This window comes from Nocardioides sp., from assembly GCF_036274455.1.
Lineage (GTDB): Bacteria > Actinomycetota > Actinomycetes > Propionibacteriales > Nocardioidaceae > Nocardioides.
The window spans coordinates 35,691-59,628 of the sequence record NZ_DASUFR010000076.1 but is presented as its reverse complement, the minus strand read 5'-3'; the positions used below and the strand labels follow the sequence as shown (position 1 = coordinate 59,628).

The window sequence follows — 23,938 nt, the reverse complement described above, 5'->3', positions numbered from 1 at the left end:
GAACCGCAGGTGAGGTCCGACTACGACGCCGTCGTCATCGGGGCCGGCCCCAACGGACTGGTGGCGGCGAACCTGTTGGCCGACCATGGCTGGTCGGTGCTCGTGCTCGAGGCGCAGCCCGCGATCGGCGGTGCGGTGGCCAGCGCCGAGGACGTGCAGCCCGGCTTCGTGCACGACACGTTCAGCGCCTTCTACCCGCTCGCGGCCGCCTCGCCCACCGTCCGGTCGCTGGGGCTGGAGGAGCACGGGCTCACGTGGCGGCACGCCCCGGCGGTTCTGGGCCACCCCTTCACCGACGGGAGTTGGGCCCTCCTGCACCGCGACCGCGAGGTGACCGCGCGGCTCGCCGACGCCCAGCACCCCGGCGACGGCGCGGCCTGGCTCGAGCTCTGCGCCCAGTGGGACACGATCGGCGACCAGCTCCTGGGTGCGTTGCTGCGACCGTTCCCTCCGGTCCGGCCGGCGCTGTCCCTGCTGGCCCGGCTGCGCCGGGTCGGGGGGCTGGCGTTCGTCCGCGACCTGCTCACTCCGGCCGCCGAGCTCGGCCGCAACCGCTTCGCGGGCGTCGGCCCGGGGATCCTGCTCGCCGGCAACGCCGGGCACGCCGACATCCCCCTCGACGCCCCCGGCTCGGGGCTGCTCGGGCTGCTGATGACCATGCTCGGCCAGACCGTGGGCTACCCGGTGCCGCAGGGCGGTGCGGGCCGGCTCGCCGACGCCCTCGGCAGGCGGTTCACCGATCGCGGAGGCGAGCTCCGCTGCGACGCGGAGGTGATCGGGATCGACGTGGCCGGGGGCCGCGCCACCGGCGTCCGGACGTCGACCCGACGGGTCCGGGCCCGGCGTGCCGTGGTCGCCGACGTCGTGGCGCCCCACCTGTTCGGCCGGCTGCTGCACCCGGACGACGTACCCCCTCGGGTGGCCCGCGGCATGGAGCGGTTCGAGATGGACCCGGGCACCGTGAAGGTCGACTGGGCGCTCAACGCGCCGATCCCCTGGCTGACCGAGCCGGCCCACGCTCCGGGCACGGTCCACGTCGCCGACTCGATCGGCCAGATGCAGGAGGCGCTGGGCCAGGTGCAGGCGGGTGCCGTCCCGGCGGCGCCGTTCATGCTCGCCGGGCAGATGACCACGACCGATCCGACGCGCTCGCCCGCGGGAACCGAGTCGTTCTGGGCATACACCCATGTCCCCCAGGAGACGCGGACCGACGCCGGCGGGGGTGACGTGCGAGGGATCTGGGACCACGACGACTGCGAGCGGTTCGCCGATCGGATGCAGGCCCGGATCGAGCGGCTGGCTCCGGGCTTCGGCAGCACCGTCCTGGCCCGCCGGGTGCTGGGCCCGCGCGAGCTCGAGGCTCGCAACGCGAACCTGGTCGGCGGTGCCGTCGGCGGTGGCACCTCGCAGCTGCACCAGGAGCTGGTCTTCCGCCCGGTCCCAGGGCTCGGCCGTGCCGAGACGGGCATCGGCGGCCTCTACCTCGGCTCGGCCTCCGCGCACCCGGGCGGCGGTGTCCACGGAGCCGCCGGGAGCAATGCCGCGCGGGCCGCGGTGCTGCACGATCGGCTCCGGCTGCGCCGCCCCTGACCCCGTCGCGCGGTCAGGCCGGCAGCCGGACGAGGGCCCCGGCGTGCGGCGGCACCCGCAGCACCCGGTGGTGGCTGTCCACCCCGGACGCGGTCTCGAAGAGCACCTCGACGTCGCCCAGCTCGGCGGCCATCGGCTGGTCCCCGAAGTTGACGAGCACCAGCAGCCGTCCTCGCTGCATCGTGAAGAACCGCGCGGCCTCGTCGGCCCGGCAGGCCACGCCCGCGAAGGACGGGTCGGTGAGCTGCGGGAACTCGCGCCGGAGCCGGGCCAGGTCCCGGTAGAACGCGAGCATCCGCTGGCCGCGGCGCGACTCGAGCTCCGACCAGTCCAGCTTCGACCGCTCGAAGGTCGCCGGGTCCTGGGGGTCGGGCACGGCGTCGCGGTCCCAGCCGTGCCGGGCGAACTCCTCGATCCGGCCCTCGGCGGTGGCGCGGCCCAGCTCCTCCTCCGGGTGGGAGGTGAAGAACTGGAACGGCGTGGACGCCGCCCACTCCTCCCCCTGGAACAGCATCGGCGTGAACGGCGCGCACAGGGTGACCATGGCGGCGCAGGCCAGCTGGTCCTCGTCGAGCGACTCGGTGATCCGGTCGCCCGTGGCCCGGTTGCCGACCTGGTCGTGGTTCTGGCTGGCCACGACCAGCCGCCAGGCCGGCATCGCCCGGGTATCGACGGGGACACCGTGGTCGCGGCCACGGAACGACGAGTAGGTCCCGTCGTGGAAGAAGCCGCGCTCGCACACCTTGGCCAGCGCCCCGAGCGGCTCGAAGTCCGCGTAGTAGCCGTGTGTCTCGCCGGTGAGGGCGACGTGCAGGGCGTGGTGGAAGTCGTCGCTCCACTGCGCATCGAGCCCGAAGCCGCCCGCCTCCCGCGGCGTCACCAGGACCGGGTCGTTGAGGTCGGACTCGGCGACGAGGACGAGCGGGCGACGCAGGTGTGCCGACAGCGCGGCCACCTCCACCGCGAGCTCCTCCAGCAGGTGCGGCTTCGAGCCGTCCTCGAGGGCGTGCACCGCGTCCAGCCGCAGACCGTCCACGTGGTAGTCCGCCAGCCACATCAGCGCGTTGTCGAGGATGTAGCGACGGACCTCGGCCGCGCCGTCGCCGTCGAGGTTGACCAGGTCGCCCCAGGTGTTCGCGCCCTCCTTGAGGTAGGGCCCGAACTCGGGCAGGTAGTTCCCCGACGGGCCGAGGTGGTTGTAGACCACGTCCTGGATCACGCCCAGGCCCGCCGCGTGGCAGCCGTCGACGAACCGCTGGTAGCCCTCCGGTCCGCCGTACGGCTCGTGCACGGCGTACCAGAGCACCCCGTCGTAGCCCCAGTTATGGGTGCCGTTGACGGCGTTGACCGGCATCAGCTCCACGAAGTCCACCCCGATGCTGCGCAGGTGGTCGAGGCGGGTCAGCGCGGCGTCGAAGGTGCCCTCCGGGGTGAACGTGCCGACGTGTAGCTCATAGATCATCGAGCCGGCGAGCTGGCGGCCGGTCCACGCGTCGTCGGTCCACGTGAAGCGGGACGCGTCGTAGGTTCGCGAGCGCTGGTGGACGCCCGCCGGCTGACGCCGCGACCGCGGGTCGGGTCGCGATGTGTCCGAGTCGTCGATCAGGTAGCCGTAGTCGGTCTCCTCCCGAGAGAGCGCCAGGTCGTGGTCCGCCGGCGTCCACCAGTCGTCATCGCCACGGACCATGTCGAGGATCGCATCGCCCACGGACAGTCGCATCCGGGAGGCACGCGGCGCCCAGACGTCGAACGGGCCGCGCTGTGGAGAGCTCACGAGAGGTCCTCCGGGACGAGCACGACGGCAGGCTGGTCACCGAGCAGGTCAGCCACCCGGCGGCTGCTCCCGTCGGTCAGGGCCAGCGTCGTGTCGCCCCAGCCGCCCTTCCGGGCCAGCCCCAGCGGCAGCCTGGTCACCACCGTGACCGCGCCGCCGCGGTCGAAGGCGAGCACGTGCTCGGCCGCCTCGCCGTCGGCACTCAACGGTGCGTAGGACGTGAACAGCTCGGGCCGGTCCCGCCGCAGCCGCAGCGCCCGCGCGGTCAGCGCCTGCTTGGGGTTGTCACCCCTGGCCAGGCTCGCCTCGGCCTCGTCGAAGTCCACCGGACGCCGGTTGTCGGGGTCGACCAGGCTCAGGTCGCCGAGCTCGCTGCCCTGGTAGACGTCCGGCACCCCGGGCAGCGTCAGCGACAGCAGCTTGGCGGAGAGCGAGTTGCTGCGGCCCGGCCCCTCGACGAGCCCCACGACCTCGGCGATGGTCCTGCCGACCGCCTCGTCGTCGTACGCCGCGTCGACCGCGGCGTGCACCGCGCGCTCGTAGTCCTCGTCCGGGTCGGTCCATGTCGTGTGGTCGCCCGCCTCACGCATCGCCTTCTCGGCGTAGGCGTGCAGCCGCTCGCGGGAGATGGGCCAGGCCCCGACGGCGGCCTGCCACAGGAGGTTCCCGAAGACCGGGTCGGGCAGTGGTGCCTGCCGGAGGAAGAGCTCCAGCGCCGCCGCCCACGGCGACGGCACCTCGGCCAGCACCGCGAGCCGGGCCCGCACGTCCTCGCTGCGCTTGGTGTCGTGGGTCGACAGTGCGGTCATCGCGTCCGGCCACCCGGCCTGCCGGCGCACCATCGCCTCGTGGAACTCCTCGACCGAGAGGGAGAAGACGCCGGGGTCGCCGCCGACCTCGTTGAGCGAGGTGAGCCGGGAGTGCCGGTAGAAGGCGCAGTCCTCCACGCCCTTGGCCATGACCATCCCGCTGGTCTGCTGGAACCGCAGAGCCGCGGGCTGGGCCGGGTCCGACAGGACCGGCTCCAGTGCGTCCAGCCCCACCAGCAGGTCGGGCCGGCGGGCCCGCGCCGTCGCGAAGGCGAGCACCAGGTGCTCGACCCCCAACGGCAGGTAGGAGCGATAGACCGGGAAGCAGGCCAGCAGCTCCGCCACCGCGTCGCGCACGAGGTCGTCGGGGAGGCCGTCCGGCGGCAGCTCCCGGACGATCCGGCGCACCTCCGCCTGGAGCGACCCGTCGGCCACGGACCGCTTGGTGTCGTGGCTCAGCGCGGCGAAGTCGACCGAACCCGACACGTCGTCGAGCTCGGCCTCGCCGCCGGGGTCGGTGAGCACCCGGTCGACCAGGGCGAGGACGTCGTAGCCGGTGGTGCCGGCGGTGGCCCAGGTCGAGGGCAGCGACTCGCCCGGCTCCAGGATCTTCTCGACCACGACGTAGGACCCGTCGGTCAGCTTGGCCAGCCGGTCGAGGTAGTCGCCCGGGTCGCGCAGCCCGTCCGGGTGGTCGACCCGCAGCCCGTCGACCAGGCCGACCTCGAACCAGCGCCGGATCTCCCCATGCGAGTCCTCGAAGACCTCCGGGTCCTCCACCCGCAGCCCGGCAAGCGTCGTGACGGTGAAGAACCGCCGGTAGTTCAGCTCGCTGTCGCCGCGCCGCCACGACACGAGCTCGTAGTGCTGTGCCGCGAGGTCGGTCGAGCCGGGCGCCATCGGCAGCCGCAGGTCGTGGTAGACGACCGCGCGCTCCTCGGGAAGGACCTCGACCGAGCCCTCGTCGCCGTCGCCGACCACGGGCAGCAGCAGGCGACCGCCGCCGGCCTCCCAGTCGATGTCGAAGTACGACGCGAACCGCGAGCCGGGCCCGTGCTCGAGGACGTCCCACCACCACGTGGCCGGTCGCGGGTTCGCCACCCCGACGTGGTTGGGGACGATGTCGACCAGGACTCCCATGTCCAGGCCGTGGGCCACCGACGCGAGCGCCTCGAGGCCGGAGGACCCGCCCCGCTCCGGGTCCTCCCGGGTATGCACCGCCACGTCGTAGCCGTGGTCGCTGCCGGCCTCCGCCGCCAGCAGCGGCGAGAGGTAGACCCAGTCGACGCCGAGCTCGTGCAGGTACGGCAGCCGCCGTGCGGCCTCGAACAGGTCGAAGTCCGAGGTCAGCTGGAGCCGGTAGGTGCTCCGGGGGACGCGGCGAGGGTTCACGTCGAGCCTGTACCCGCCTTCACCGCACTCGGATCGTGACGCCGGCCTCCGCGGGGACGAGCTCGCCGATCACGGGGTGGCCGGGCAGCTCGCCGGCGACCAGCAGGCCACCGGAGGTCTGCGCATCGGCCAGCAGCACCAGCTCGTCCTCGTCGACCCCGGAGTCGACGTGCGGGCGCACCCAGTCGAGGTTGCGGCGGCTGCCGCCGGGCACGTACCCCTCGGCGTACGACTCCCTGGCGGCGGGCAGGTAGGGCACCGCCGAGGAGTCGACCACGGCGGTCACGCCGCTGGCCCGGCACAGCTTGTGCAGGTGACCGAGGAGGCCGAAGCCGGTCACGTCGGTCGCGCAGGTGACGCCGGCGGCCAGCGCGGCCCGCGAGGCGTCGCGGTTCAGCGCGGTCATCGACTCGATCGCCTCGGGGAACACCTCGCCGGTGGCCTTGTGCCGGTTGTTGAGCACGCCCACGCCGAGCGGCTTGGTGAGCGTGAGCGGCACGCCCGGCCGGCCAGTGTCGTTGCGCAGCAGGCGGCCGGGGTCAGCCACCCCGGTGACCGCCAGGCCGTACTTCGGCTCGGGGTCGTCGATGCTGTGCCCTCCGGCCAGGTGGCAGCCTGCCGCCGCGGCCACCGTGGCTCCGCCCCGGAGCACCTCGGCCGCCACGTCGAAGGGGATCCGGTCGCGCGGCCACCCCAGCAGGTTGACGGCGACGAGTGGCTCGCCGCCCATCGCGTAGACGTCGCTGAGCGCGTTGGCCGCCGCGATCCGGCCCCAGTCGAAGGGGTCGTCCACCACCGGCGTGAAGAAGTCGGTCGTCAGCACGACGGCGCGGTCACCGTCGACGCGCACCACGGCGGCGTCGTCGCCGGTCTCGACGCCGACCAGCAGGTCCGGCCCGGAGGCCGGCAAGAGGTCGCCGAGCACCCGCTCCAGCTCTCCGGGAGGGACCTTGCAGGCACAACCACCTCCCGCGGCGTACTGGGTGAGGCGAAGCTGCGCGACGTCGGGCGAGGAGGTCACGTGGTCATCTTGGCCGACGCATCCTGACGCTGCCTGAGCCGTTCACGCTGCGGCACGACGGTGTACTTCGGGTCGCGCGCGGAGGCGAGCCCCGCCTCGAAGATCCCGAACCGGGTCGTGACCGACGCGGCGACGTAGGTCGCCCCGGCCAGCGCGGACAGCACGCGCGAACGGCGGCCGCCCAGGACGGTCGCGACGCTGGCCAGGGTGGTGGCAGACCTGGCGACCCGCATCAGCCGGCCGGGTCGGCCGGTCTCATACGGCTCGGCCGCGAGGCCGCGCTGCCGCAGGATCGACTCCGCGGCGACGATCTCGACCGCGGCCCCCATCAGGGCCAGCCGGCGCGCCGGCCCGGCCTGGTCGATCGGCACCAGCAGCATCGCCACGCCACCGGCCGCCTGCGCGCCGGACCCGCCGAAGACGAACGGCAGCTCGCGGTGCGCCTCGTGCCAGGCCGGCACCACCGTGTTGCCGAGCAGGGCCGCTGTGTACGTCGCGAGCGCCGGCCCGAACGCGGCGGCGCCGACGCCGGCCAGCCGGCCCAGCCGCGGGAACCATCCGGTGAGCTTCGAGCCGAAGGCGATGATCGCGAGCGGCGAGAACGGCGCCAGGATGAACGACCCGACCGAGAGCGGCGAGGTCGGCTTGAACACGCGCAGCATGTTGAGGAACCTCTCGGGCCGGCCCAGGTCGTGGACGAGGAAGACGGTGCCGAGCCCGGCGCCGCTCGCGGCGGCGCCCCGCGCCACCGTCTCCAGCCTCGGCAGGTCGCGCAGGGACGCCCCTTCGGCCAGCACCGCAGAGGCACCGGCCAGACCGCCGAGGAACAGGTAGAGCGGGACGTCCGGGGTCTTCCACGTCGGGGTCTTGATGATCTGGCGCCCGTAGTAGGACTCGAAATCCACCTGGGGGACCATCGCGGCCTCGCCGCGCCCGCTCGCTGCCCCGCTCACGGACGCCGCCTCCCGAGGAACGACGCGACACCGATCCCGGCCACCGTCGCCGCGGCGTACCCGACGTGCTTCCAGACCGAGGCGAGCGACCGGGTCGGGACGACGGGGTCGGGCGGCAGGCCGTAGACCTCGGGTTCGTCGAGGAGCAGGAAGAAGGCGCCGTCGCCGCCGACGCCGTCGTCGGGGTCCGCGCCGTAGAGCCGGGCCACGTCGACGCCCTGGTCCTCGAGCTCCTGCAGCCGGTTCGCGGCGCGCAGGCGCAGCTCGCTGACCTCGCCGAACTGGATCGACTCGGTCGGGCACGCCTGCGCGCACGCAGGGGTCTGCCCCTCCTTGAGCCGGTCGTAGCAGAGCGTGCACTTGAACGCGCGGCCGTCGCCCTCGCGCAGGTCGATCACGCCGTAGGGGCACGCCGCGACGCAGTAGCCGCAGCCGTTGCAGACGTCGGGCTGGACCACGACGGTGCCGAACTCGGTGCGGAACAGTGCACCGGTCGGGCAGACGTCGAGGCAGCCGGCGTGGGTGCAGTGCTTGCACACGTCGGACGACATCAGCCAGCGCATCGCGCCGTCCCCGGACTCGGCCGCGGTGTCCTCGCGGGCGGGCGGACCGACCCCGGGCATCCCCAGGTCCGTGACCGGTGGTCCCTGAGGAGGTCGGTCTGCGACCGTCTCGAAGGGTTTCTCGACGAACGCGACGTGCCGCCAGGTGCTGGCCCCGAGCGCACCGGTGTTGTCGTAGGACATCCCGGTCAACAGGTAGCCGTCGTCCGGGACCTCGTTCCACTCCTTGCACGCGACCTCGCAGGCCTTGCAGCCGATGCAGACCGAGGTGTCGGTGAAGAAGCCCATCCGCGGCGGGTGCTCGTCGTAGCCGGCGTCGCCGGTCACGTCGTCGAGCCGACCCCACAGCCGGCCCTCGGAGAAGATGTCGGAGAAGAGGCTCATCGGTCCGCGCCTCCGTCCTCGGGGTGCGCGAGGTCGATGCCCGAGCGGCGGCGGTAGCCCTCGACGTACGCCATCAGCGCGGCGCCGCGCGGCCGGCGCCCGGGCCGGATGTCGCAGGTGCCGACCTTGTCCTGGATGTAGACGTTGGGGTCCATGGTGATGTTGACCAGGTCGTTGGGCGAGTCGCCCTGGGTGATGCCGTTGCGGCCCCAGTGGTAGGGCAGTCCCACCTGCTCCACCCAGCGGTCCCCGAGCCGCAACGAGCGGAGCCGGTCGGTGACGAGCACCCGGGCCTCGATCGCGGTCCGGTTGGTGACGATGGTGGCCCAGCCGAGGTGCTCGAGGCCTCTCTCCGCTGCCAGCCGGGGCGACACCTCGCAGAACGGCTCCGGCTGCAGCTCGGTGAGGTAGGGCAGGGTCCGGCTCATCGCGCCGGCGGTGTGGTGCTCGGTGAGCCGGTAGCTGGTGAACACATAGGGGAAGACCTCGCTCCAGCTCGGGTTGATCGCGTTCACGGGATGGTCGAGCTTGCGCCGACTCGGGTTGTTCTGCTGCCCGTAGAGCGGGTTGCGCACCGGCGACTCGGGCGGCTCGTAGTGCGTCGGCATCGGCCCGTCGGCCAACCCCACCGGCGCGAAGAGCCACGCCTTGCCGTCGGTCTGCATGATGAACGGGTCCTGGCCACCGATCGCGTCGGGTCCGTTGGCGCCGGGCTCGGGGACGAAGTCCGGCGCGCGGTCGGGGATGAAGTCCGGGACGTCGCGGCCGACCCAGCGGCCCTTGCCGTCGTCGGCGTCGGCGTCCCACCACACGTACTTCTTCCGCTCGCTCCACGGCGTCCCGTCGGGCGCCGCCGAGGCGCGGTTGTAGAGGATCCGCCGGTTCGCCGGCCACACCCAGCCCCATTCCGAGGCGACCACGTCCTGCTCCCAGTGCGGCGTCCGGTCCCGGGCGTGGTTGTGCTCGCCGGCGTAGACGCCGCAGTAGATCCAGCACCCGCAGGCCGTCGTACCGTCGGCCTTCAGATCGGTGTACGCCGACAACGCCGCGCCGTCCGGCCCGGTCCCGTTGATCTCGCGGAGCACCTGCTCACCGCTCGGCTCGCCCTGCTCGTCGTAGGGGTAGTCCCAGGCGAGGTCGAGCAGCGGGCGGTCCATCTCGTCGCTCGATCCGGCCAGCCTGGCCCGGATCCGGTTGCCCAGCTCGACGTAGAACCACAGCTCGCTGCGCGCGTCGCCCGGTGGCTCGACCGCCTTGTCGCGCCACTGCAGCATCCGCTGGGTCTGGGTGAAGGAGCCGGCCTTCTCGACGTGCGAGGCGGCGGGCAGGAAGAAGACCTCGGTGCCGATCTCCTCCGTGACCAGCTCGCCAGTCTCGATCTCGGGCCCGTCCTGCCAGAACGTCGCGGACTCGATCATCTGCAGGTCGCGGACGACCAGCCAGTCGAGGTTGGCGAGCCCCAGCCGCTGCATCTTGCCGTTGGCGGACCCGACGGCGGGGTTCTCGCCGACCAGGAAGTAGCCCTTGCAGCCACCCTCGATCTGGGACTTCACGGTGCTGTAGGTCGAGTGGTCGCCGGTGACGCGGGGCAGGTAGTCGAAGCAGAAGTCGTTGCCGGCGGTGGCCGCGTCGCCCCAGTAGGACTTCAGCAGGCTCACGGCGTAGGGGCGCACGTTGCCCCAGAAGCCGGCCGCGCCCTCGTCGGCCTCGACCCACTCGTCGAGGCTCTGGTGCGACGTCTGGGGCATCGGCAGGTAGCCGGGGAGGATGTTGAACAGGGTCGGGATGTCGGTCGACCCCTGGATGCTGGCGTGGCCGCGCAGGGCGAGGATGCCGCCACCGGGCCGGCCGATGTTGCCGAGCAGTGTCTGCAGGATCGCGGCAGCGCGGATCATCTGTGCCCCGGTGGTGTGGTGGGTCCAGCCGACGGCGTAGCAGAAGGCCGTGGTCCGCTCGCGGCCGCTGTTGCCGGTGAGCGCGTCGGCCACCCGGCGGAGCTGTTCCGGCTCGATGCCGCAGACCTCCTGCACGAGCTCCGGGGTGTAGCGGGCGAAGTGCCGCTTGAGGAGCTGGAAGACGCAGCGCGGGTGCTGGAGGGTCTCGTCGCGGCGCCCCTTCCAGAGCACCGGGGCGCCTCCGGAGCCGTGGCTCTCCGACCGGGCCGCCTGGTGCGACTTCTTGTGGCCCTCACCCGACGACTCGGAGGCCCGGTCCTCCTCGACCTCGCGCAGGTGCCGGCGGTCGTCCTCGGACAGCTCCTCGGGAGGCTCGTAGTGCCAGCTGAGCGGGTCGTAGTGGCCGGTCTCGGGGTCGAAGCCGGAGAAGAGTCCGTCGAGGTCCTCGGTGTCCTTGAACTCGCCGTCGATGATGTTGGCAGCATTGGTGTAGGCGACGACGTACTCGCGGAAGTCGAGGTCGTGCTGGAGCACGTGGTTGACCAGCCCGCCGAGCCAGGCGATGTCGGACCCGGCCCGGATCGGGACATGCACGTCGGCCAGCGCGGAGGTCCGGGTGAAGCGCGGGTCGACGTGGATCACCGTGGCACCGCGTCGCTTGGCCTCCACCACCCACTGGAAACCCACCGGGTGGGCCTCGGCCATGTTGGAGCCCTCGATCAGGATGCAGTCAGCGTTCTGCAGGTCCATCAGGTTGGTCGTTGCGCCACCACGGCCGAACGAGGTCCCCAGACCGGGGACCGTGGAGGAGTGTCATATCCGCGCCTGGTTCTCGATCTGGATCGCACCCATCGCCGTGTAGAGCTTCTTCATGAGGTAGTTCTCCTCGTTGTCGAGGGTCGCTCCTCCGAGGCTGGCGATGCCCATGGTCCGGCGGGTGCGGTGCCCCTCGGACTCCCACTGCCAGTAGTCCCTGCGGGTCTTGATGACCCGGTCCGCGATCATGTCCATCGCGGTGTCGAGGTCGAGGTCCTCCCAGTCGGTGCCGTATGGCCGCCGGTAGCGGACCTTGGTCACGCGGGTCTGCGAGGTGACCAGCTGCTTGCTGGCGCTTCCCTTCGGACACAGCCGCCCGCGCGAGATCGGGCTGGCCGGATTGCCCTCGATCTGGATGACCTTCTCGTCCTTGACGAAGACCTTCTGCGCGCACCCGACCGCGCAGAAGGGGCAGACCGAGTCGACGACCCGGTCGGCGGTGACGGTGCGCGGCTCGAGGGTCCTGCTGCGCTGCGACTGCACCGCACTGCCGCGGCCAAGGCGGTCCCGCCCGGTGACCTGCCGCACCAGCGGCCACCCCAGGAACTCCACCACGGGCCGTCGGTATCCACGCCATGGAAGACAAAACGGCTGCTCCGGCGCGACTTGCTGCACCGAACCTGCCACGATGGCTGAGGTTTGCGCGGGTGCCATCGCTGCGGAGGTCTCGACAGGCTCGACCAGCGGAGGTCGAGCGGGTGCCTACCCTGCGGAGGTCTCGACAGGCTCGACCAGCGGCGGCCCACCACGGTGGCTGAGGTGCGAGGCGCCCCAGCGCCGAGCCTCGAAGCCCGGTGACCCGGGGCCGGGACCTACGCGGGTGCTGCCCTGCGGAGGTCTCGACAAGCTCGACCAGCACGGTGGCTGAGGTGCGAGGCGCCCCAGCGCCGAGCCTCGAAGCCCGGTGACCCGGGGCCGGGACCTACGCGGGTGCCTACCCTGCGGAGGTCTCGACAGGCTCGACCAGCGACGGCCCACCACGGTGGCTGAGGTGCGAGGCGCCCCAGCGCCGAGCCTCGAAGCCCGGCGACCCGGCGCTGGGACTTGCCCGGGCGCCCACCCTGCGGAGGCTTCGAGGCTCGACCGTGAACGGCCTCATACCTCAGCCACCGGCGCCAGGCCGGATTTACTGACCGATCGGTCGGCTCTAGCGTGGAGGCATGACTCGACAGCTCGAGAGCTATGCCGCCGGACGTTGGTTCACCGCTACCGACGAGGGTCGCCCGCTGCTCGACGCGAGCACCGGCGAGGAGGTCGCGCGGATCAGCTCCACTGGCCTCGACCTCGGCGCGATGGTCCACCACGCCCGCACGGTCGGCGGCCCGGCGTTGCGCGAGCTCACCTTCCACGAGCGGGCGGGGCTGCTCAAGGCGATGGCGAAGGACCTGACCGAGCACAAGGACGTCTTCTACGACCTCTCCTACGCGACCGGGGCGACCACGCGCGACTCTGCGGTGGACATCGACGGCGGCATCGGGACCGTCTTCTCCATCGCCAGCAAGGGCACCCGCGAGATGCCCAACGACACCGTCTACCTCGACGGCGGCCCCGAGCGGCTCGGCCGGGGCGGCACGTTCCTGGGCCAGCACGTCTACACCTCGCGACCCGGTGTCGCGGTGCAGATCAACGCCTTCAACTTCCCGGTCTGGGGGATGCTGGAGAAGCTCGCCCCGGCGTTCCTGGCCGGCGTGCCGTCGATCGTGAAGCCGGCGGCCCAGACGGCCTACCTCACCCAGGCCGTCGTACGCCGGATCATCGAGTCCGGGCTCCTCCCCGAGGGGACGCTGCAGCTGCTCTGTGGCAGCCCGCAGGGGCTGCTCGACGAGCTGACCGTCCAGGACCAGGTCGCGTTCACCGGTTCCGCGCACACCGCCGGGCTGCTGCGCAACCACACCAACGTGCTGCACGGCGGCGTCGAGCTCAACGTCGAGGCCGACTCGCTCAACTGCTCGATCCTCGGCCCGGACGTCACCGCCGACGACCCGGAGCTCGACCTGTTCGTCAAGGGCGTGGTCACCGAGATGACGGTCAAGGCGGGCCAGAAGTGCACCGCGATCCGGCGCGTCATCGTGCCTCGCGACCGGCTCGACGCGGTTGCCGACGCCATCGTGGCCCGGCTCGAGAGGACCACCGTGGGCAACCCACGCTCCGACGAGGTGCGGATGGGTGCGCTGGTGAGCCTCGACCAGCGCGAGGAGGTGCGGAAGGCGATCCAGTCCCTGCGCGCCTCGGCCGAGGTCGTGTACGGCGACCCGGACCACGTCGACGTGGTCGACGCCGACGGCGAGCGCGGTGCCTTCATCTCGCCGGTCCTGCTCCAGGCGGCCGACGGCGCGGTCGAGCCGCACGACGTGGAGGCGTTCGGCCCGGTCAGCACCCTCATCGCCTACGACGATGTCGAGGACGCGGTCGCGCTGGCCGCGCAGGGCAAGGGCAGCCTGGCCGGCTCGGTGGTCACCCACGACCGTGACGTGGCCCGGCGGCTGGTGCTCGGGCTGGCGCCGTACCACGGCCGGATCCTCGTCCTCGACCGCGACGACGCGGCCGAGAACACCGGCCACGGCTCGCCGCTCCCAGTGCTCGTCCACGGCGGCCCCGGCCGGGCCGGCGGTGGCGAGGAGCTCGGCGGGGTGCGGGGCGTGCTGCACCACATGCAGCGAACCGCGATCCAGGGCTCACCCGACATGCTCACCGCGATCACCGGCCGGTGGACCACCGGCTCCGAGCGTCGTGACGACGGTGTGCACCCGTTCCGCAAGAGCCTGGCCGAGCTGCGCGTCGGCGACACCATCGCCTCCGCGCCGCGTCGGGTCTCGCTCGCCGACATCGACCACTTCGCGGAGTTCACCGGCGACACGTTCTACGCCCACACCGACCCCGAGGCGGCCGCCAAGAACCCGCTCTTCGGCGGCATCGTGGCCCACGGCTACCTGGTCGTCTCCCTGGCGGCCGGGCTGTTCGTCGACCCCGACCCGGGTCCGGTGCTCGCCAACTTCGGCGTCGACAACCTGCGCTTCCTGACCCCGGTCAAGGCCGACGACGCCATCGCGGTGACACTGACCGTCAAGCAGATCACCCCGCGCACCAGTGCCGACTACGGCGAGGTCCGCTGGGACGCCGTCGTCACCAACGAGGCCGGCGACCCGGTCGCCACCTACGACGTCCTCACCCTCGTCGCCAAGGAGTGGCCGCCACCAGCCTGAGGTTGTGGGGTTGGGTCTGGGTCTTCGTTCCGGCATCGTCAGCGGGACGGGGACGGGGAGGCTCCGGGGGACAGCCCCCGGACCCGGCCCGACCCGGTGCCACGAACGACGACCCGGACCCCAGCTAATCCAGCACGCCCGGGGCGGCGTCCTCGTCGTCGATCCAGTCGCTGCCGTCGTCGAAGAGGTCGCGCTCCTCGCCGTGGCGCTTCTTGTCCTTGCCGCCGCGGCCCGAGCCGGCTCCGGCGCCTGCGCCACGTCCGCCGGAGCGGCCACGGGAACCGCGGGTGCCGGCCGACCGGCTCCCGCTACGACCGCCGCTGCGGGTGGACATGCCGCCGGCGCCTGCACGGCCGCTGGCAGTGCCACCCCGGCCGAGGACCGAGCCGGCACCGACGCGTGAGGTGGCACCGATGCCACGGACACCACTGGCGGAGAGGCCACCCCGGATGCCGCTGGCACCGCCCATGGGCACCAGGCCGTTGATCCCGCCGCCGAGGCCGCCGGCCAGTCCGGCTGCCGCCGCCCCACCGAGCGCGCCTCCGGCCACCGCGCCGATCCCACCTATCGCCGAAGGTCCACCACCGATGCCGCCGGGGCCGGCGCCGGGCAGCGTCCCGCCGGGGAAGGTCCCGCCGGGCAGCGGCGTGGTCGGGTGGGGGCCCTGCGGAACGCCCGGCGTGCCCGGGGGCAGCTGGGTGTGCGTCGGCGGGTCCCACGGCGGCGGATCGACCACCGGCGGGTGGTCGATGCCGCCGGCGGGAGTGTCGTGGTTGCCGTGGCTGGACGGGTCGGTGACGTGTCCGGTCCCGACGGGGTGGTCCGGCACGTGGGTGGGGGTGTAGGGGGTGCCCGGCCGGATCGGGTTGTTGGTGCCGCCGCCACCGCCGGGCGGCGGGGGCGGCGTCTCGCCGTGGATCTTCGCGAACACCGCGGCCTGCGTCCGGTGGTTGTCCTGCAGCGCCGTGATCGCGTCCGCGGCGTCGCCCTCGCGGCTGTTGTAATTGTGCCAGAAGGTGTTGTTCTGCGTCTTCCAGTCCTTCTGGGCCTTGACGTCGTTGAGGTCCGGCGGCTGCTGGGGTGGCTGCTCCCCGGAGTGCTTCGAGAAGCCGCCGCTCGCCTTCTTGGCCTGGCGTACGGCGTGCGCCGCCGCGGTGAAGGCGCCAGCACCGTCGCGCATCTCGTCGGCGCGGTCGTTCATCTTCTTCGCTGACTTGGTGAACGCCTGGCTGGCGGCCTGGGCGGACTCGCCGCTGAACCGCTCGTCCTTGCCGATGTTCTGGGCCTTGGTGTCGAGCTCGGTGGCCAGCCGGCGCAGCAGCCCCTCACCGGTCTTCCACTGGGTGCTGGCACCGTCGAGGGAGGTGTCGTCCGCGCTGGCGATGTAGGACGCCAGGAGCTGCTGCTTGGGTCCGAGCATCGGTCAGCGATCCTCCGTGCTGCTGCCGGGCAGCGTGCACGCGCTGGGCGAGGCGAACGAGGGCGCCACGCACGCGTTGGCCTGGGCGGCCTTCTTCACGAGGTCGGCCTGGGCGACGTCGTCGACCTCGTGGACGTTCTTGTAGAGGTCGGTGACGACCTGCTCGTAGCCCACGAGCCCGGCGGCCATGTCGGTGATCGCCTTCGCGACGTGGGTGCGGGCCTTGGCGGCGTCGCTCGCGCACTGGAGGCTGGCGGGCGAGGTGCCGAACGCGTGAGAACCGGTTTGCTCCGGGGTCGAGTCCTGCAGCTCGCCGGCGCTCGAGGTGAGGAATTTCTTCAGGTCGCCGGCCAGCTCCTCGGAGATGCCGAGGGAGGGCAGCGCAGCCACCGCTCCTGCGGTGTCAAGAAGGACCATGTTCGTCGCTCCCGAGAGTTCGTGTGCCGGGTACGGGACTGCTACCCCGGCGCGGTCAAGACAAACCAAACGACGCGCAGATTCCATCACGGGTTCCCCTCAGCCGCACGTCGTCCGTCCCTTCCGGGCACCGCGCTACGGTGAACCGCGGTGGAACCGGGTCCCCTGCGTGCCCCGGCGCTGCCCGCGGACCAGGCCCTGATCAGGAGGACCACGTGACTCGGACACGCCGGTACGCCGTCGGCGCGGCCCCGGCCGCCGCACTCCTCTCCGCCGTGCTGCTCACCGGCGCGGCCGGCTGCGGCGGCTCCGACCCGGACCCGTCCGGCACGCCAACCGCTGGCACTTCGCCGGCCCCCACGAGCAGCCCCACGCAGCAGACCAGCCCGGCGGAGACCAGCCCGTCGGCCCCCTCGATCACCCCGGCGGCCGGGATCCAGCTCACCGAGGCGTCCTCGACGATCCGGGCGCCGCTCGGCTGGAAGCACATGGACGACCTCGTCGACTACGCCTCGGCGGCGACCGACCGGACCCACCGCAACTCGGTCAACCTGGTCGACAGCGGCGACATCAGCGGTGGCGCTCCGCTCGACGTCCAGGCCCAGAGCGCGCTGAAGAACCTGCCCGAGGGCGCTCGAGCCAGCCGGCTGCCCGACGTCCAGCTCGACGGCGTCGCCGCCTTCCACATCCACTACACGGTGCCGGGCGACCGTTCGGAGTACGACACCATCACCACGGTGCGCAACGATCGCAATGTCGGCCTCGACTTCATCCTCGACAAGAGGAACGCCGCCACCAACCCCGAGCTCATCGCATCGGTGCTGGCCACGTTCGCTTGGATCGCCTGATCTTCCCTCGACCCGCGCCCCGCTTGTAACTGACCGTCCGGGCATCTGGCATGCGGTTGTATCCGCATGGAAGAAGACCGAACAGTCAGTTACAAGCGACGGGGCCGGTCACCGAGGAGGGCGCTCGTCGACGATCCGGCGCATCTTGCCGACCGAACGCTCGATGCCGTCCGGGTCGACGACCTCGACGGCGACCGTGACGCCGATGCCGGCCTTGACCATGCGCTGGAGCTCGGCGCCGGCGGCAGCGCCGTCGTCGGGAGAGGCGTCGTCGCGACGTTCCACGCGCACCGACATCTCGTCGAGTGTCCCCGGCCGCCGCAGCACGCACTGGAAGTGCGGGGACAGCGCGGGCAGCGTCAGCAGCAGCTCCTCGATCTGGGTGGGGAAGAGATTGACCCCGCGCAGGATGATCATGTCGTCGGTGCGGCCGGTGACCTTCTCCATCCGGCGCATGGTCCGCGCGGTCCCCGGCAGCAACCGGGTCAGGTCGCGGGTCCGATAGCGGATCACCGGCATCGCCTGCTTGGTCAGCGAGGTGAACACCAGCTCGCCCTTCTCCCCGTCGGGCAGGACCTCACCGGTCACGGGGTCGACCACCTCAGGGTAGAAGTGGTCCTCCCAGACGTGGAGCCCGTCCTTGGTCTCCACGCACTCCTGGGCGACTCCGGGGCCGATCACCTCGGACAGGCCGTAGATGTCGACCGCCTCGATGCCGAGGATCTCCTCCATCTCCGCGCGCATCTGGTCGGTCCACGGCTCGGCCCCGAAGATCCCGATCTGCAGCGACGACTCCTTCGGGTCGAGCCCCTGGCGGCGCATCTCGTCGACGATCGCGAGCATGTACGACGGCGTCACCATGATGATCCGCGGCCCGAAGTCGGTGATCAGCCGGACCTGGCGCTCGGTCATCCCGCCCGAGACCGGCACCACGGTGCAGCCCAGCTTCTCCGCCCCGTAGTGCGCGCCGAGACCACCGGTGAACAGCCCGTAGCCGTAGGCGTTGTGCAGCACGTCCCCGGGACGTCCACCCGCTGCACGGATGCTGCGGGCCATCACCGTGGCCCACATGTCGACGTCCTCGGCGGTGTAGCCCACCACGGTGGGCTGGCCGGTCGTGCCGCTCGACGCGTGGATGCGCACCACCTGCTCGCGCGGCACCGCGAACATCCCGAACGGGTAGTTGTCCCGCAGGTCGGCCTTGCTCGTGAAGGGCAGCCGCGCCAGGTCCGAGAGATCGCGGATGTCGTCGGGGTGGATGCCCGCCGCGTCCCACGCCTTCCGGTAGTGCGGCACGTTCGCGTAGGTGTGCTGGAGAGTCGCCCCCAGGCGCTCGGTCTGCAGGGCCCGCAGCTCGTCCAGCGAGGCGGTCTCGATGGGTTCGAGCTCCTCGGTGTCCATGATGGGCAACCTACGCTCGGCCCATGGGCGCGCGCACGAGTCGACGTGGCCTGCTGCGCGGCGGTGCAGGGGCCTCGCTGCTGGCGCTGGCGGCGTGCAGCGGCGACGACTCCGCCACCCCCGGTCGGCGCTCCTCCGCTCCCCCGACCGGCTCCGCAACGCCACCTCCGACCACGACGGCTCCCTCCACGCCCGCGACCCCCACGACCGCTGCCCCATCGACCAGCACGGGCACCGCGGTCCGCCCGAGGATCGCCGACACCGTCGTGGACGGGATCCCGGTGCCGTGGGGCATCGCCTTCCTCCCCGACGGATCGGCGCTCGTCGGCGCACGCGACACCGGCGCCCTCTACGTCGTGAGCCAGGGGCGCAAGAAGGTCGTCGGGCACCTCGACGTACGGTCCCGGGTCGACGAGGGCGGCGAGACCGGGCTGCTCGGGCTGGCCCTGCACCCCGACTTCGCGACCAACGGCCTGCTCTACGCCTACCTGTCGACCGACGACGACAACCGTATCGTCCGGATGACCTACGACGGAGGCCTCGGCCGGCCCGAGCCGATCCTGACCGGCATCGCCACCTCGACCCACCACAACGGCGGCGGCCTGGTCTTCGGACCCGACGGGATGCTCTACGCCTCGACCGGGGACGCGGAGAACACCGCGAGTGCCCCGGACAAGCGGTCCCTCAACGGCAAGGTGCTCCGGCTGACCGACGCGGGCAAGCCGGGGCGCGGGAACCCGTTCGGCAACGAGGTGTGGACCTACGGCCACCGCAACGTCGAGGGCATCCGGTTCGACGAGCGGGGCCGCCTCTGGGCCTCGGAGTTCGGCGACAAGGGCGCCGACGAGCTCAACCTCCTCCGCCGCGGCAAGGACTACGGCTGGCCCTACGTCGAGGGCGCCGACGGCCCGGGTGGGTACGCCGACCCGCTGGCCCAGTGGCCGGTCGACGAGTGCTCCCCCAGCGGCATCGCCATCGCCGCCGGCCGGGCCTGGCTCGGCGCCCTCCAGGGTGAGTGCGTGTGGTCGGTCGTGCTCGACGGACCCGACCGCGGCAGGACCAGGCAGCACTTCGCCGGCGACCACGGCCGGCTCCGGTCCGTGGCGCTCGCCCCGGACGGATCACTGTGGGTGACCACGTCGAACCGCGACGGCCGCACCACCCCACGGCCCGGCGACGACCGGATCCTCCGGGTCACGCTGTGACCCAGCCGTTGGTCGACAAGGGCTCCTGACCCGGCCGAGCTCGACACGTCATCGGGCCGATACCGTTTCGGGCATGTTCGGTGCCCTCGGCCGTCTCGCATCTCGTCATCCGTGGTACGTCATCGCCGCGTGGGTCGTCTTCGCCGGCCTGGTCATCGCCCTCGCCCCGCCGTTCAAGGCCACCCAGGACCAGGCCGAGTTCCTGCCCGGCCACTACGAGTCGATCCGGGCCTTCAACCTGCAGGACAAGGCCTTCCCGCAGAGCAGCCAGGTCGGCGCGATCGTCGTCTTCGACCGCAAGGACGGCGGCAGGCTCACCGCCGACGACCAGGCCGAGATCACGCAGGTGGTCGACGGGCTGAGCGGCAACCTGGAGAAGGCGTTCACCGGCATCCAGGTGCAGCCCCCGTCTGAGAACGGTCTCGTGCAGCTCGCCGTGGTCGGGCTGTCCGACGACGTGACCGGCTACGACCAACCGTCGTTCGACGCGGTCAAGGCGCTGCGGGCCGACCTCGAGAAGGCCGTGACCGGAGACATCCGGTACGGCGTCACGGGCACCGTCGCCCAGGGCTACGACCAGCAGGAGTCCGGCAACAGGGCGCTGCTGATCGTCGGCCTCGCCACGGCGCTGCTCATCCTCGTGCTGCTGGCCATCATCTTCCGCAGCGTCCTGATCTGCCTGCTCCCGCTGCTGACGGTCGGCTTCATCCTGACTCCGGTGTCGACCGGGCTGATCGCCACCGCGAACAAGCTCTTCGACCTCAAGGCGAGCCAGGACATCGAGACGATCCTGGTCGTCGTCCTGTTCGGCATCGGCACCGACTACATCCTGTTCTTCCTCTTCCGATACCGCGAGCGGCTGCGGGAGGGCGAGGACAAGCGCGCGGCCGTCGCGCACGCGCTGGAGCGCGCGGGCGAGGCGATCGCCTCGGCGGGCGGCGCGGTGATCGTGGCCTTCATGGCGCTGGTCCTCAGCTCGCTGGGCATCTTCCGGTCGATCGGGCCGGCGCTGGCCATCGCCGTGGCGGTGACCCTGCTCGCGGCGCTGACCCTGATCCCCGCGCTCGCGTCCGTGCTCGGCCGCGCGCTGTTCTGGCCGTCGAAGAAGTACCTCGTCGAGCCCGAGGCCGCGCGGTTCGCCGCCGTCGGCCAGTCGCTCTCCCGGCACCCGGTCCGGTACGCCGGCATCTCGGGCGGCGTGCTTGCGCTGCTCGCGCTCGCGGCGTTCTCGTTCAACCCGTCGTTCGACCTCGGCGGCAGCAGCACCTCTGGCGACGTCGAGTCCGCGGTGGCGCTCCGGACCCTGGAGAAGGGCTTCCCACCAGGCGCCACCGACCCGACCACGGTGTTCCTGCGATCCACGGACGGCCAGCCGCTGAGCCAGGAGGACCTCACGGCCTACCAGGAAGCACTCGGTGACGCCGACGGCGTGGCCCAGGTCCTGCCCCCGAAGCCCAACGACGACGGGACAGTCGCCCAGTTCAACGTCTACCTCGAGAGCGACCCCGCGTCCGACGCCGCGATCGCCGCGGTCAAGGGCCCGATCCGCGACACGGCCCACGAGGCGGCGCCGGAGGGGACCGAGGCGCTGGTCGGCGGCACCACCTCGGTCTACGTCGACTTCCAGGCCGCGATGAACCGTGACTACGCGGTCGTCTTCCCGGTGGCCTTCTTCGTGATCATGCTGATCCTCGCGCTGCTGCTGAGGAGCCTGGTCGCGCCGTGGTACCTCATGGCCTCGGTCGCCCTCGGCTTCGGCGCCACCCTGGGTGCCACGGCCCTGGTCTTCCAGAACCTCAAGGGCGACGCGGGGCTGCTGTTCCTCTTGCCGATCTACGTCTACCTCTTCGTGGTGGCGCTGGGCACCGACTACAACATCTTGATGATCGCCCGGCTCCGCGAGGAGGCACGAGAAGGGCTGGAACCCAGACCGGCGGCAGCCGAGGCGGTCAAGCACGGCGGCCCGACCATCGCCGCCGCCGGCCTGATCCTGTCCGGGACCTTCGCCTCACTGATGCTGGCGGGCAACGCGTTCTTCCTGTCCATGGGCTTCGCCCTCGCGTTCGGGATCGCGGTGTCGGCGTTCGTCATGGCGATGTTCTTCACCCCGGCGCTGACGGCACTTATCGGCCACGCGGCCTGGTGGCCCGGCCACGGGGACGAGAAGAGACCCGAGCCCGAGCCGGTCGCCGCCGGCGCGGGCAGCGGTCACGAAGGGTAGGTCCGGCCGCTGCTCAGCGCTCGTCGGCGAACCGCACGGGGCCGCCGGGCACGTGGTCGTCCTGGGGGTCGAGGGTCTGTCCGGCCTCGTTCTCCAGGACCACCCGGACCTCCTCGCGCTGCTCGGTGCCGATGGGGAGCACGATCGTGAGGGCGTGGTTGTCGACCGGGTCGGCCACCGCCTCGAAGCCACCGCGCGAGAGGGCGACGAGGACGGCGGCGGGGTCCTGCCCGACCGGTACGTCGTAGCGGAGCGTGTGCCGCGCCGACGTCACCTCCTCGTGCCGCGCGGCCCGATCCTTCCCCAGCCGCGAGAGCAGGATGCCGCCGACGACCAGGGCGGCGACGACCAGGATGACCAACACGTAGGCAGCGCCCATGGAGACCTCCGGGTTCGACTGTCGCCCGACCGGTGCCCGATCGCCGACGGCCACACACCGCCCGTCGAAGCTGGCTCAGCCCCGGCCCCGCAGGCAGGTCGGCGGCGGGTGGTTCGCCAGCCGTTGCGGGGAGAGTGTCGACATCGTGAACGTCGTCCACTGCGGCTTGAGGTAGCGCGCCTTACCGATGCCGACGTCCCTTCCGCTGCACGCTACCGATACCCCGGGGGGCAACTGCAACACCCGAGCCGATGTCGGCGGATGGTGCGCCGTGTTCCCGAGGCTCCATGGGATGACCCGCTTGGTATGGCTCGACTCCGGACCCTCCGGGGAGCGAGCGATGCCTGGACGTCACCCGTGGAGATACGGGGTCCGTCTAGCCTGCCGTGTGTGCCGTGCGAGATCGCGGACTTCATCGAGCTGGTCCACCAGCTCGACGACGTCACCCAGCGCGACCGCGAGCGGTGGTCGGCCTTCGACGTGGGCCGCCGCACCTTCGGCTACCTCTGGCCGCGGACGTCCACCGTCGGACTGAAGCAGACGATCGCCGAGCAGCTCGCCCTGGTCGCCGAGCGGCCGGAGGTCTTCGAGGTGCAGTACACCTCCGGCGGTTTCGGCTGGGTCGTGGTCCGCCTCGACGGGGTCGATCGCGACGAGCTGGCCGAGCTCACCTTCGAGGCCTGGCGGCTGACGGCGCCCGCCGAGCTGGTCGCGGCCCGCGCCGACCGGCTCCCGGTCTGAGCGCCCTCGGTCGGTCAGCCGCCCTCGTGGGGCCGAGGTGACACCACCGGCTCCGGTTCGGGATCGCTTCGCTCAGCCTTGGGCCCGGGAAGCACGATGATCGCCGCGGCGAGCAGCATCAGGGCCACGACCCCGTCCAGCCAGTAGTGGTTGGCCGTCACCACGACCACCACCACCGTGATCGCCAGGTGAGCGGTCGCGACCCACGCAAGCCAGCGCGGCCCGGTGCGGTGGATGACGTAGGCGATGAGCGCCGCCCACCCGATGTGCAGGCTGGGCATGGCCGCGAACTGGTTGGCCATGGCACCGCTCGTCCCGGCGTAGGCGTTGGGACCGAAGGTCGACATCGTGTCGACGAACCCCCACTGGGGGAACATCCGCGGTGGCGCCAGGGGGTAGGCGATGTGCACGATCAGCGCCGCGCCGGTCAGCAGCGCGACCAGGTTGCGCGCCCAGTGGTACTGCTCGCGGGGCCGGAACAGGTAGCCCCAGACCAGGAAGGCGATCATGGCCGGGAAGTGCACCGAGAAGTAGTAGATGTTCGCCGCGTGCAGGAGTGCGTCCGAGGGAACCAGCGACTGCAACGTCGCCTCGGAGGGCAGGTGCAGGTTGTGCTCGAGGTGGTGGACCCGGAGGGCGTGGGCGTACGCCGACGCGGTCTCACCGCGCGAGAGCAGCCGCCCGTAGCGGTAGAACTCGAACATAGCGAGCACGAGGAGCAGTTCGAGGCCGGCCCGGAGGACGTGCGGCCCGACGGTCCGGACCGCGGCGATGCTGCGGGCCGAGCGGCGCACCGGAGTCGTGACCGGTGCCTGACCCGGGTGCAACGTCGTCATCGATCCTCCTCCTTGCCGGACCTTTTTCTACCCACTACAAGCCCCGTTCGTCACCCGGGATTCCCCCGAG

The 23,938-nt window shown here is 71.9% G+C and carries 17 protein-coding genes; 6 read left to right on the top strand and 11 right to left on the bottom strand.

Going from position 1 to position 23,938, the window contains the following annotated elements; genetic code table 11:
- Window positions 1–9: 9 nt before the first annotated feature.
- Entirely contained in the window at window positions 10–1,590 is a 1,581-nt protein-coding gene (locus tag VFV89_RS07245) for an NAD(P)/FAD-dependent oxidoreductase (protein ID WP_329705246.1), read from the top strand.
- A 13-nt stretch (window positions 1,591–1,603) separates the two neighbouring features.
- Here the strand turns inward: VFV89_RS07245 and treZ are convergent, their stop codons facing one another.
- Genes treZ through fdh form a run of 6 tightly spaced genes read right to left on the bottom strand, consistent with a single transcriptional unit; the run spans window position 1,604 to window position 11,752 of the window.
- Window positions 1,604–3,364, bottom strand: a complete 1,761-nt coding sequence (gene treZ, locus VFV89_RS07240; protein WP_329705245.1) for a malto-oligosyltrehalose trehalohydrolase — start codon at window positions 3,362–3,364, stop codon at window positions 1,604–1,606.
- Window positions 3,361–5,565 carry a malto-oligosyltrehalose synthase gene (gene treY / locus VFV89_RS07235; RefSeq protein WP_329705244.1) on the bottom strand — a complete coding sequence of 735 codons (2,205 nt, stop codon included), beginning with the start codon at window positions 5,563–5,565 and terminating at the stop codon, window positions 3,361–3,363. Before treY ends, treZ begins: the two co-directional genes overlap by 4 nt.
- Window positions 5,566–5,584: 19 nt before the next feature.
- Window positions 5,585–6,586: a selenide, water dikinase SelD gene (gene selD / locus VFV89_RS07230; protein ID WP_329705243.1), complete on the bottom strand. Its 1,002-nt coding sequence runs from the start codon at window positions 6,584–6,586 to the stop codon at window positions 5,585–5,587.
- Window positions 6,583–7,539, bottom strand: a complete 957-nt coding sequence (nrfD, locus tag VFV89_RS07225) for an NrfD/PsrC family molybdoenzyme membrane anchor subunit (RefSeq protein WP_329705242.1) — start codon at window positions 7,537–7,539, stop codon at window positions 6,583–6,585. The genes selD and nrfD overlap by 4 nt, the downstream gene beginning before the upstream one ends.
- The gene (locus VFV89_RS07220) at window positions 7,536–8,486 is read right to left on the bottom strand and encodes a 4Fe-4S dicluster domain-containing protein (protein WP_329705241.1); all 951 of its coding nucleotides are present in this window, start codon (window positions 8,484–8,486) and stop codon (window positions 7,536–7,538) included. Before VFV89_RS07220 ends, nrfD begins: the two co-directional genes overlap by 4 nt.
- Window positions 8,483–11,752 (bottom strand): formate dehydrogenase, encoded by a 3,270-nt coding sequence (gene fdh / locus VFV89_RS07215; protein WP_329705240.1) that lies wholly within the window; start codon window positions 11,750–11,752, stop codon window positions 8,483–8,485. Before fdh ends, VFV89_RS07220 begins: the two co-directional genes overlap by 4 nt.
- 605 nt (window positions 11,753–12,357) lie before the next feature.
- Between fdh and paaZ the strand changes: the two genes are divergently transcribed.
- Window positions 12,358–14,400, top strand: coding sequence for a phenylacetic acid degradation bifunctional protein PaaZ (gene paaZ / locus VFV89_RS07210; protein WP_329705239.1), 2,043 nt, complete (start codon window positions 12,358–12,360; stop codon window positions 14,398–14,400).
- Between the two features lie 124 nt (window positions 14,401–14,524).
- Here paaZ and VFV89_RS07205 read toward each other — a convergent pair whose 3' ends face one another.
- The gene (locus VFV89_RS07205; protein ID WP_329705238.1) at window positions 14,525–15,820 is read right to left on the bottom strand and encodes a hypothetical protein; all 1,296 of its coding nucleotides are present in this window, start codon (window positions 15,818–15,820) and stop codon (window positions 14,525–14,527) included.
- 3 nt (window positions 15,821–15,823) lie between these two features.
- Complete coding sequence (locus VFV89_RS07200; protein ID WP_329705237.1) at window positions 15,824–16,210, bottom strand: hypothetical protein; 387 nt, start codon at window positions 16,208–16,210, stop codon at window positions 15,824–15,826.
- A gap of 242 nt (window positions 16,211–16,452) precedes the next feature.
- On the opposite strand from VFV89_RS07200, the gene VFV89_RS07195 reads away from it, so the two are divergent.
- The gene (locus VFV89_RS07195; RefSeq protein WP_329705236.1) at window positions 16,453–17,085 is read left to right on the top strand and encodes a hypothetical protein; all 633 of its coding nucleotides are present in this window, start codon (window positions 16,453–16,455) and stop codon (window positions 17,083–17,085) included.
- Between the two features lie 108 nt (window positions 17,086–17,193).
- Here VFV89_RS07195 and paaK read toward each other — a convergent pair whose 3' ends face one another.
- Window positions 17,194–18,486, bottom strand: coding sequence for a phenylacetate--CoA ligase PaaK (paaK, locus tag VFV89_RS07190; RefSeq protein WP_329705235.1), 1,293 nt, complete (start codon window positions 18,484–18,486; stop codon window positions 17,194–17,196).
- Window positions 18,487–18,509: 23 nt separating this feature from the next.
- Here paaK and VFV89_RS07185 point away from each other — a divergent pair, with 23 nt between their 5' ends.
- Complete coding sequence (locus VFV89_RS07185; RefSeq protein WP_329705234.1) at window positions 18,510–19,691, top strand: PQQ-dependent sugar dehydrogenase; 1,182 nt, start codon at window positions 18,510–18,512, stop codon at window positions 19,689–19,691.
- A 73-nt stretch (window positions 19,692–19,764) separates the two neighbouring features.
- Complete coding sequence (locus VFV89_RS07180; RefSeq protein WP_329705233.1) at window positions 19,765–21,912, top strand: MMPL family transporter; 2,148 nt, start codon at window positions 19,765–19,767, stop codon at window positions 21,910–21,912.
- 13 nt (window positions 21,913–21,925) lie between these two features.
- Here VFV89_RS07180 and VFV89_RS07175 read toward each other — a convergent pair whose 3' ends face one another.
- Complete coding sequence (locus tag VFV89_RS07175; protein WP_329705232.1) at window positions 21,926–22,291, bottom strand: hypothetical protein; 366 nt, start codon at window positions 22,289–22,291, stop codon at window positions 21,926–21,928.
- Between the two features lie 390 nt (window positions 22,292–22,681).
- Here VFV89_RS07175 and VFV89_RS07170 point away from each other — a divergent pair, with 390 nt between their 5' ends.
- Window positions 22,682–23,032 carry an MmcQ/YjbR family DNA-binding protein gene (locus VFV89_RS07170; protein ID WP_329705231.1) on the top strand — a complete coding sequence of 117 codons (351 nt, stop codon included), beginning with the start codon at window positions 22,682–22,684 and terminating at the stop codon, window positions 23,030–23,032.
- Window positions 23,033–23,046: 14 nt separating this feature from the next.
- Here the strand turns inward: VFV89_RS07170 and VFV89_RS07165 are convergent, their stop codons facing one another.
- Window positions 23,047–23,868 carry a phosphatase PAP2 family protein gene (locus VFV89_RS07165; protein WP_329705230.1) on the bottom strand — a complete coding sequence of 274 codons (822 nt, stop codon included), beginning with the start codon at window positions 23,866–23,868 and terminating at the stop codon, window positions 23,047–23,049.
- Window positions 23,869–23,938: the final 70 nt, after the last annotated feature.

Coding starts and splice junctions, on each gene's coding strand:
- VFV89_RS07220 (WP_329705241.1), bottom strand. CDS start 8,486: ATGAGCCTCTTCTCCGACATCTTCTCCGAGGGCCGGCTGTGGGGTCGG.
- paaZ (WP_329705239.1), top strand. CDS start 12,358: ATGACTCGACAGCTCGAGAGCTATGCCGCCGGACGTTGGTTCACCGCT.
- VFV89_RS07205 (WP_329705238.1), bottom strand. CDS start 15,820: ATGCTCGGACCCAAGCAGCAGCTCCTGGCGTCCTACATCGCCAGCGCG.
- paaK (WP_329705235.1), bottom strand. CDS start 18,486: ATGGACACCGAGGAGCTCGAACCCATCGAGACCGCCTCGCTGGACGAG.
- VFV89_RS07185 (WP_329705234.1), top strand. CDS start 18,510: ATGGGCGCGCGCACGAGTCGACGTGGCCTGCTGCGCGGCGGTGCAGGG.
- VFV89_RS07180 (WP_329705233.1), top strand. CDS start 19,765: ATGTTCGGTGCCCTCGGCCGTCTCGCATCTCGTCATCCGTGGTACGTC.
- VFV89_RS07175 (WP_329705232.1), bottom strand. CDS start 22,291: ATGGGCGCTGCCTACGTGTTGGTCATCCTGGTCGTCGCCGCCCTGGTC.
- VFV89_RS07165 (WP_329705230.1), bottom strand. CDS start 23,868: ATGACGACGTTGCACCCGGGTCAGGCACCGGTCACGACTCCGGTGCGC.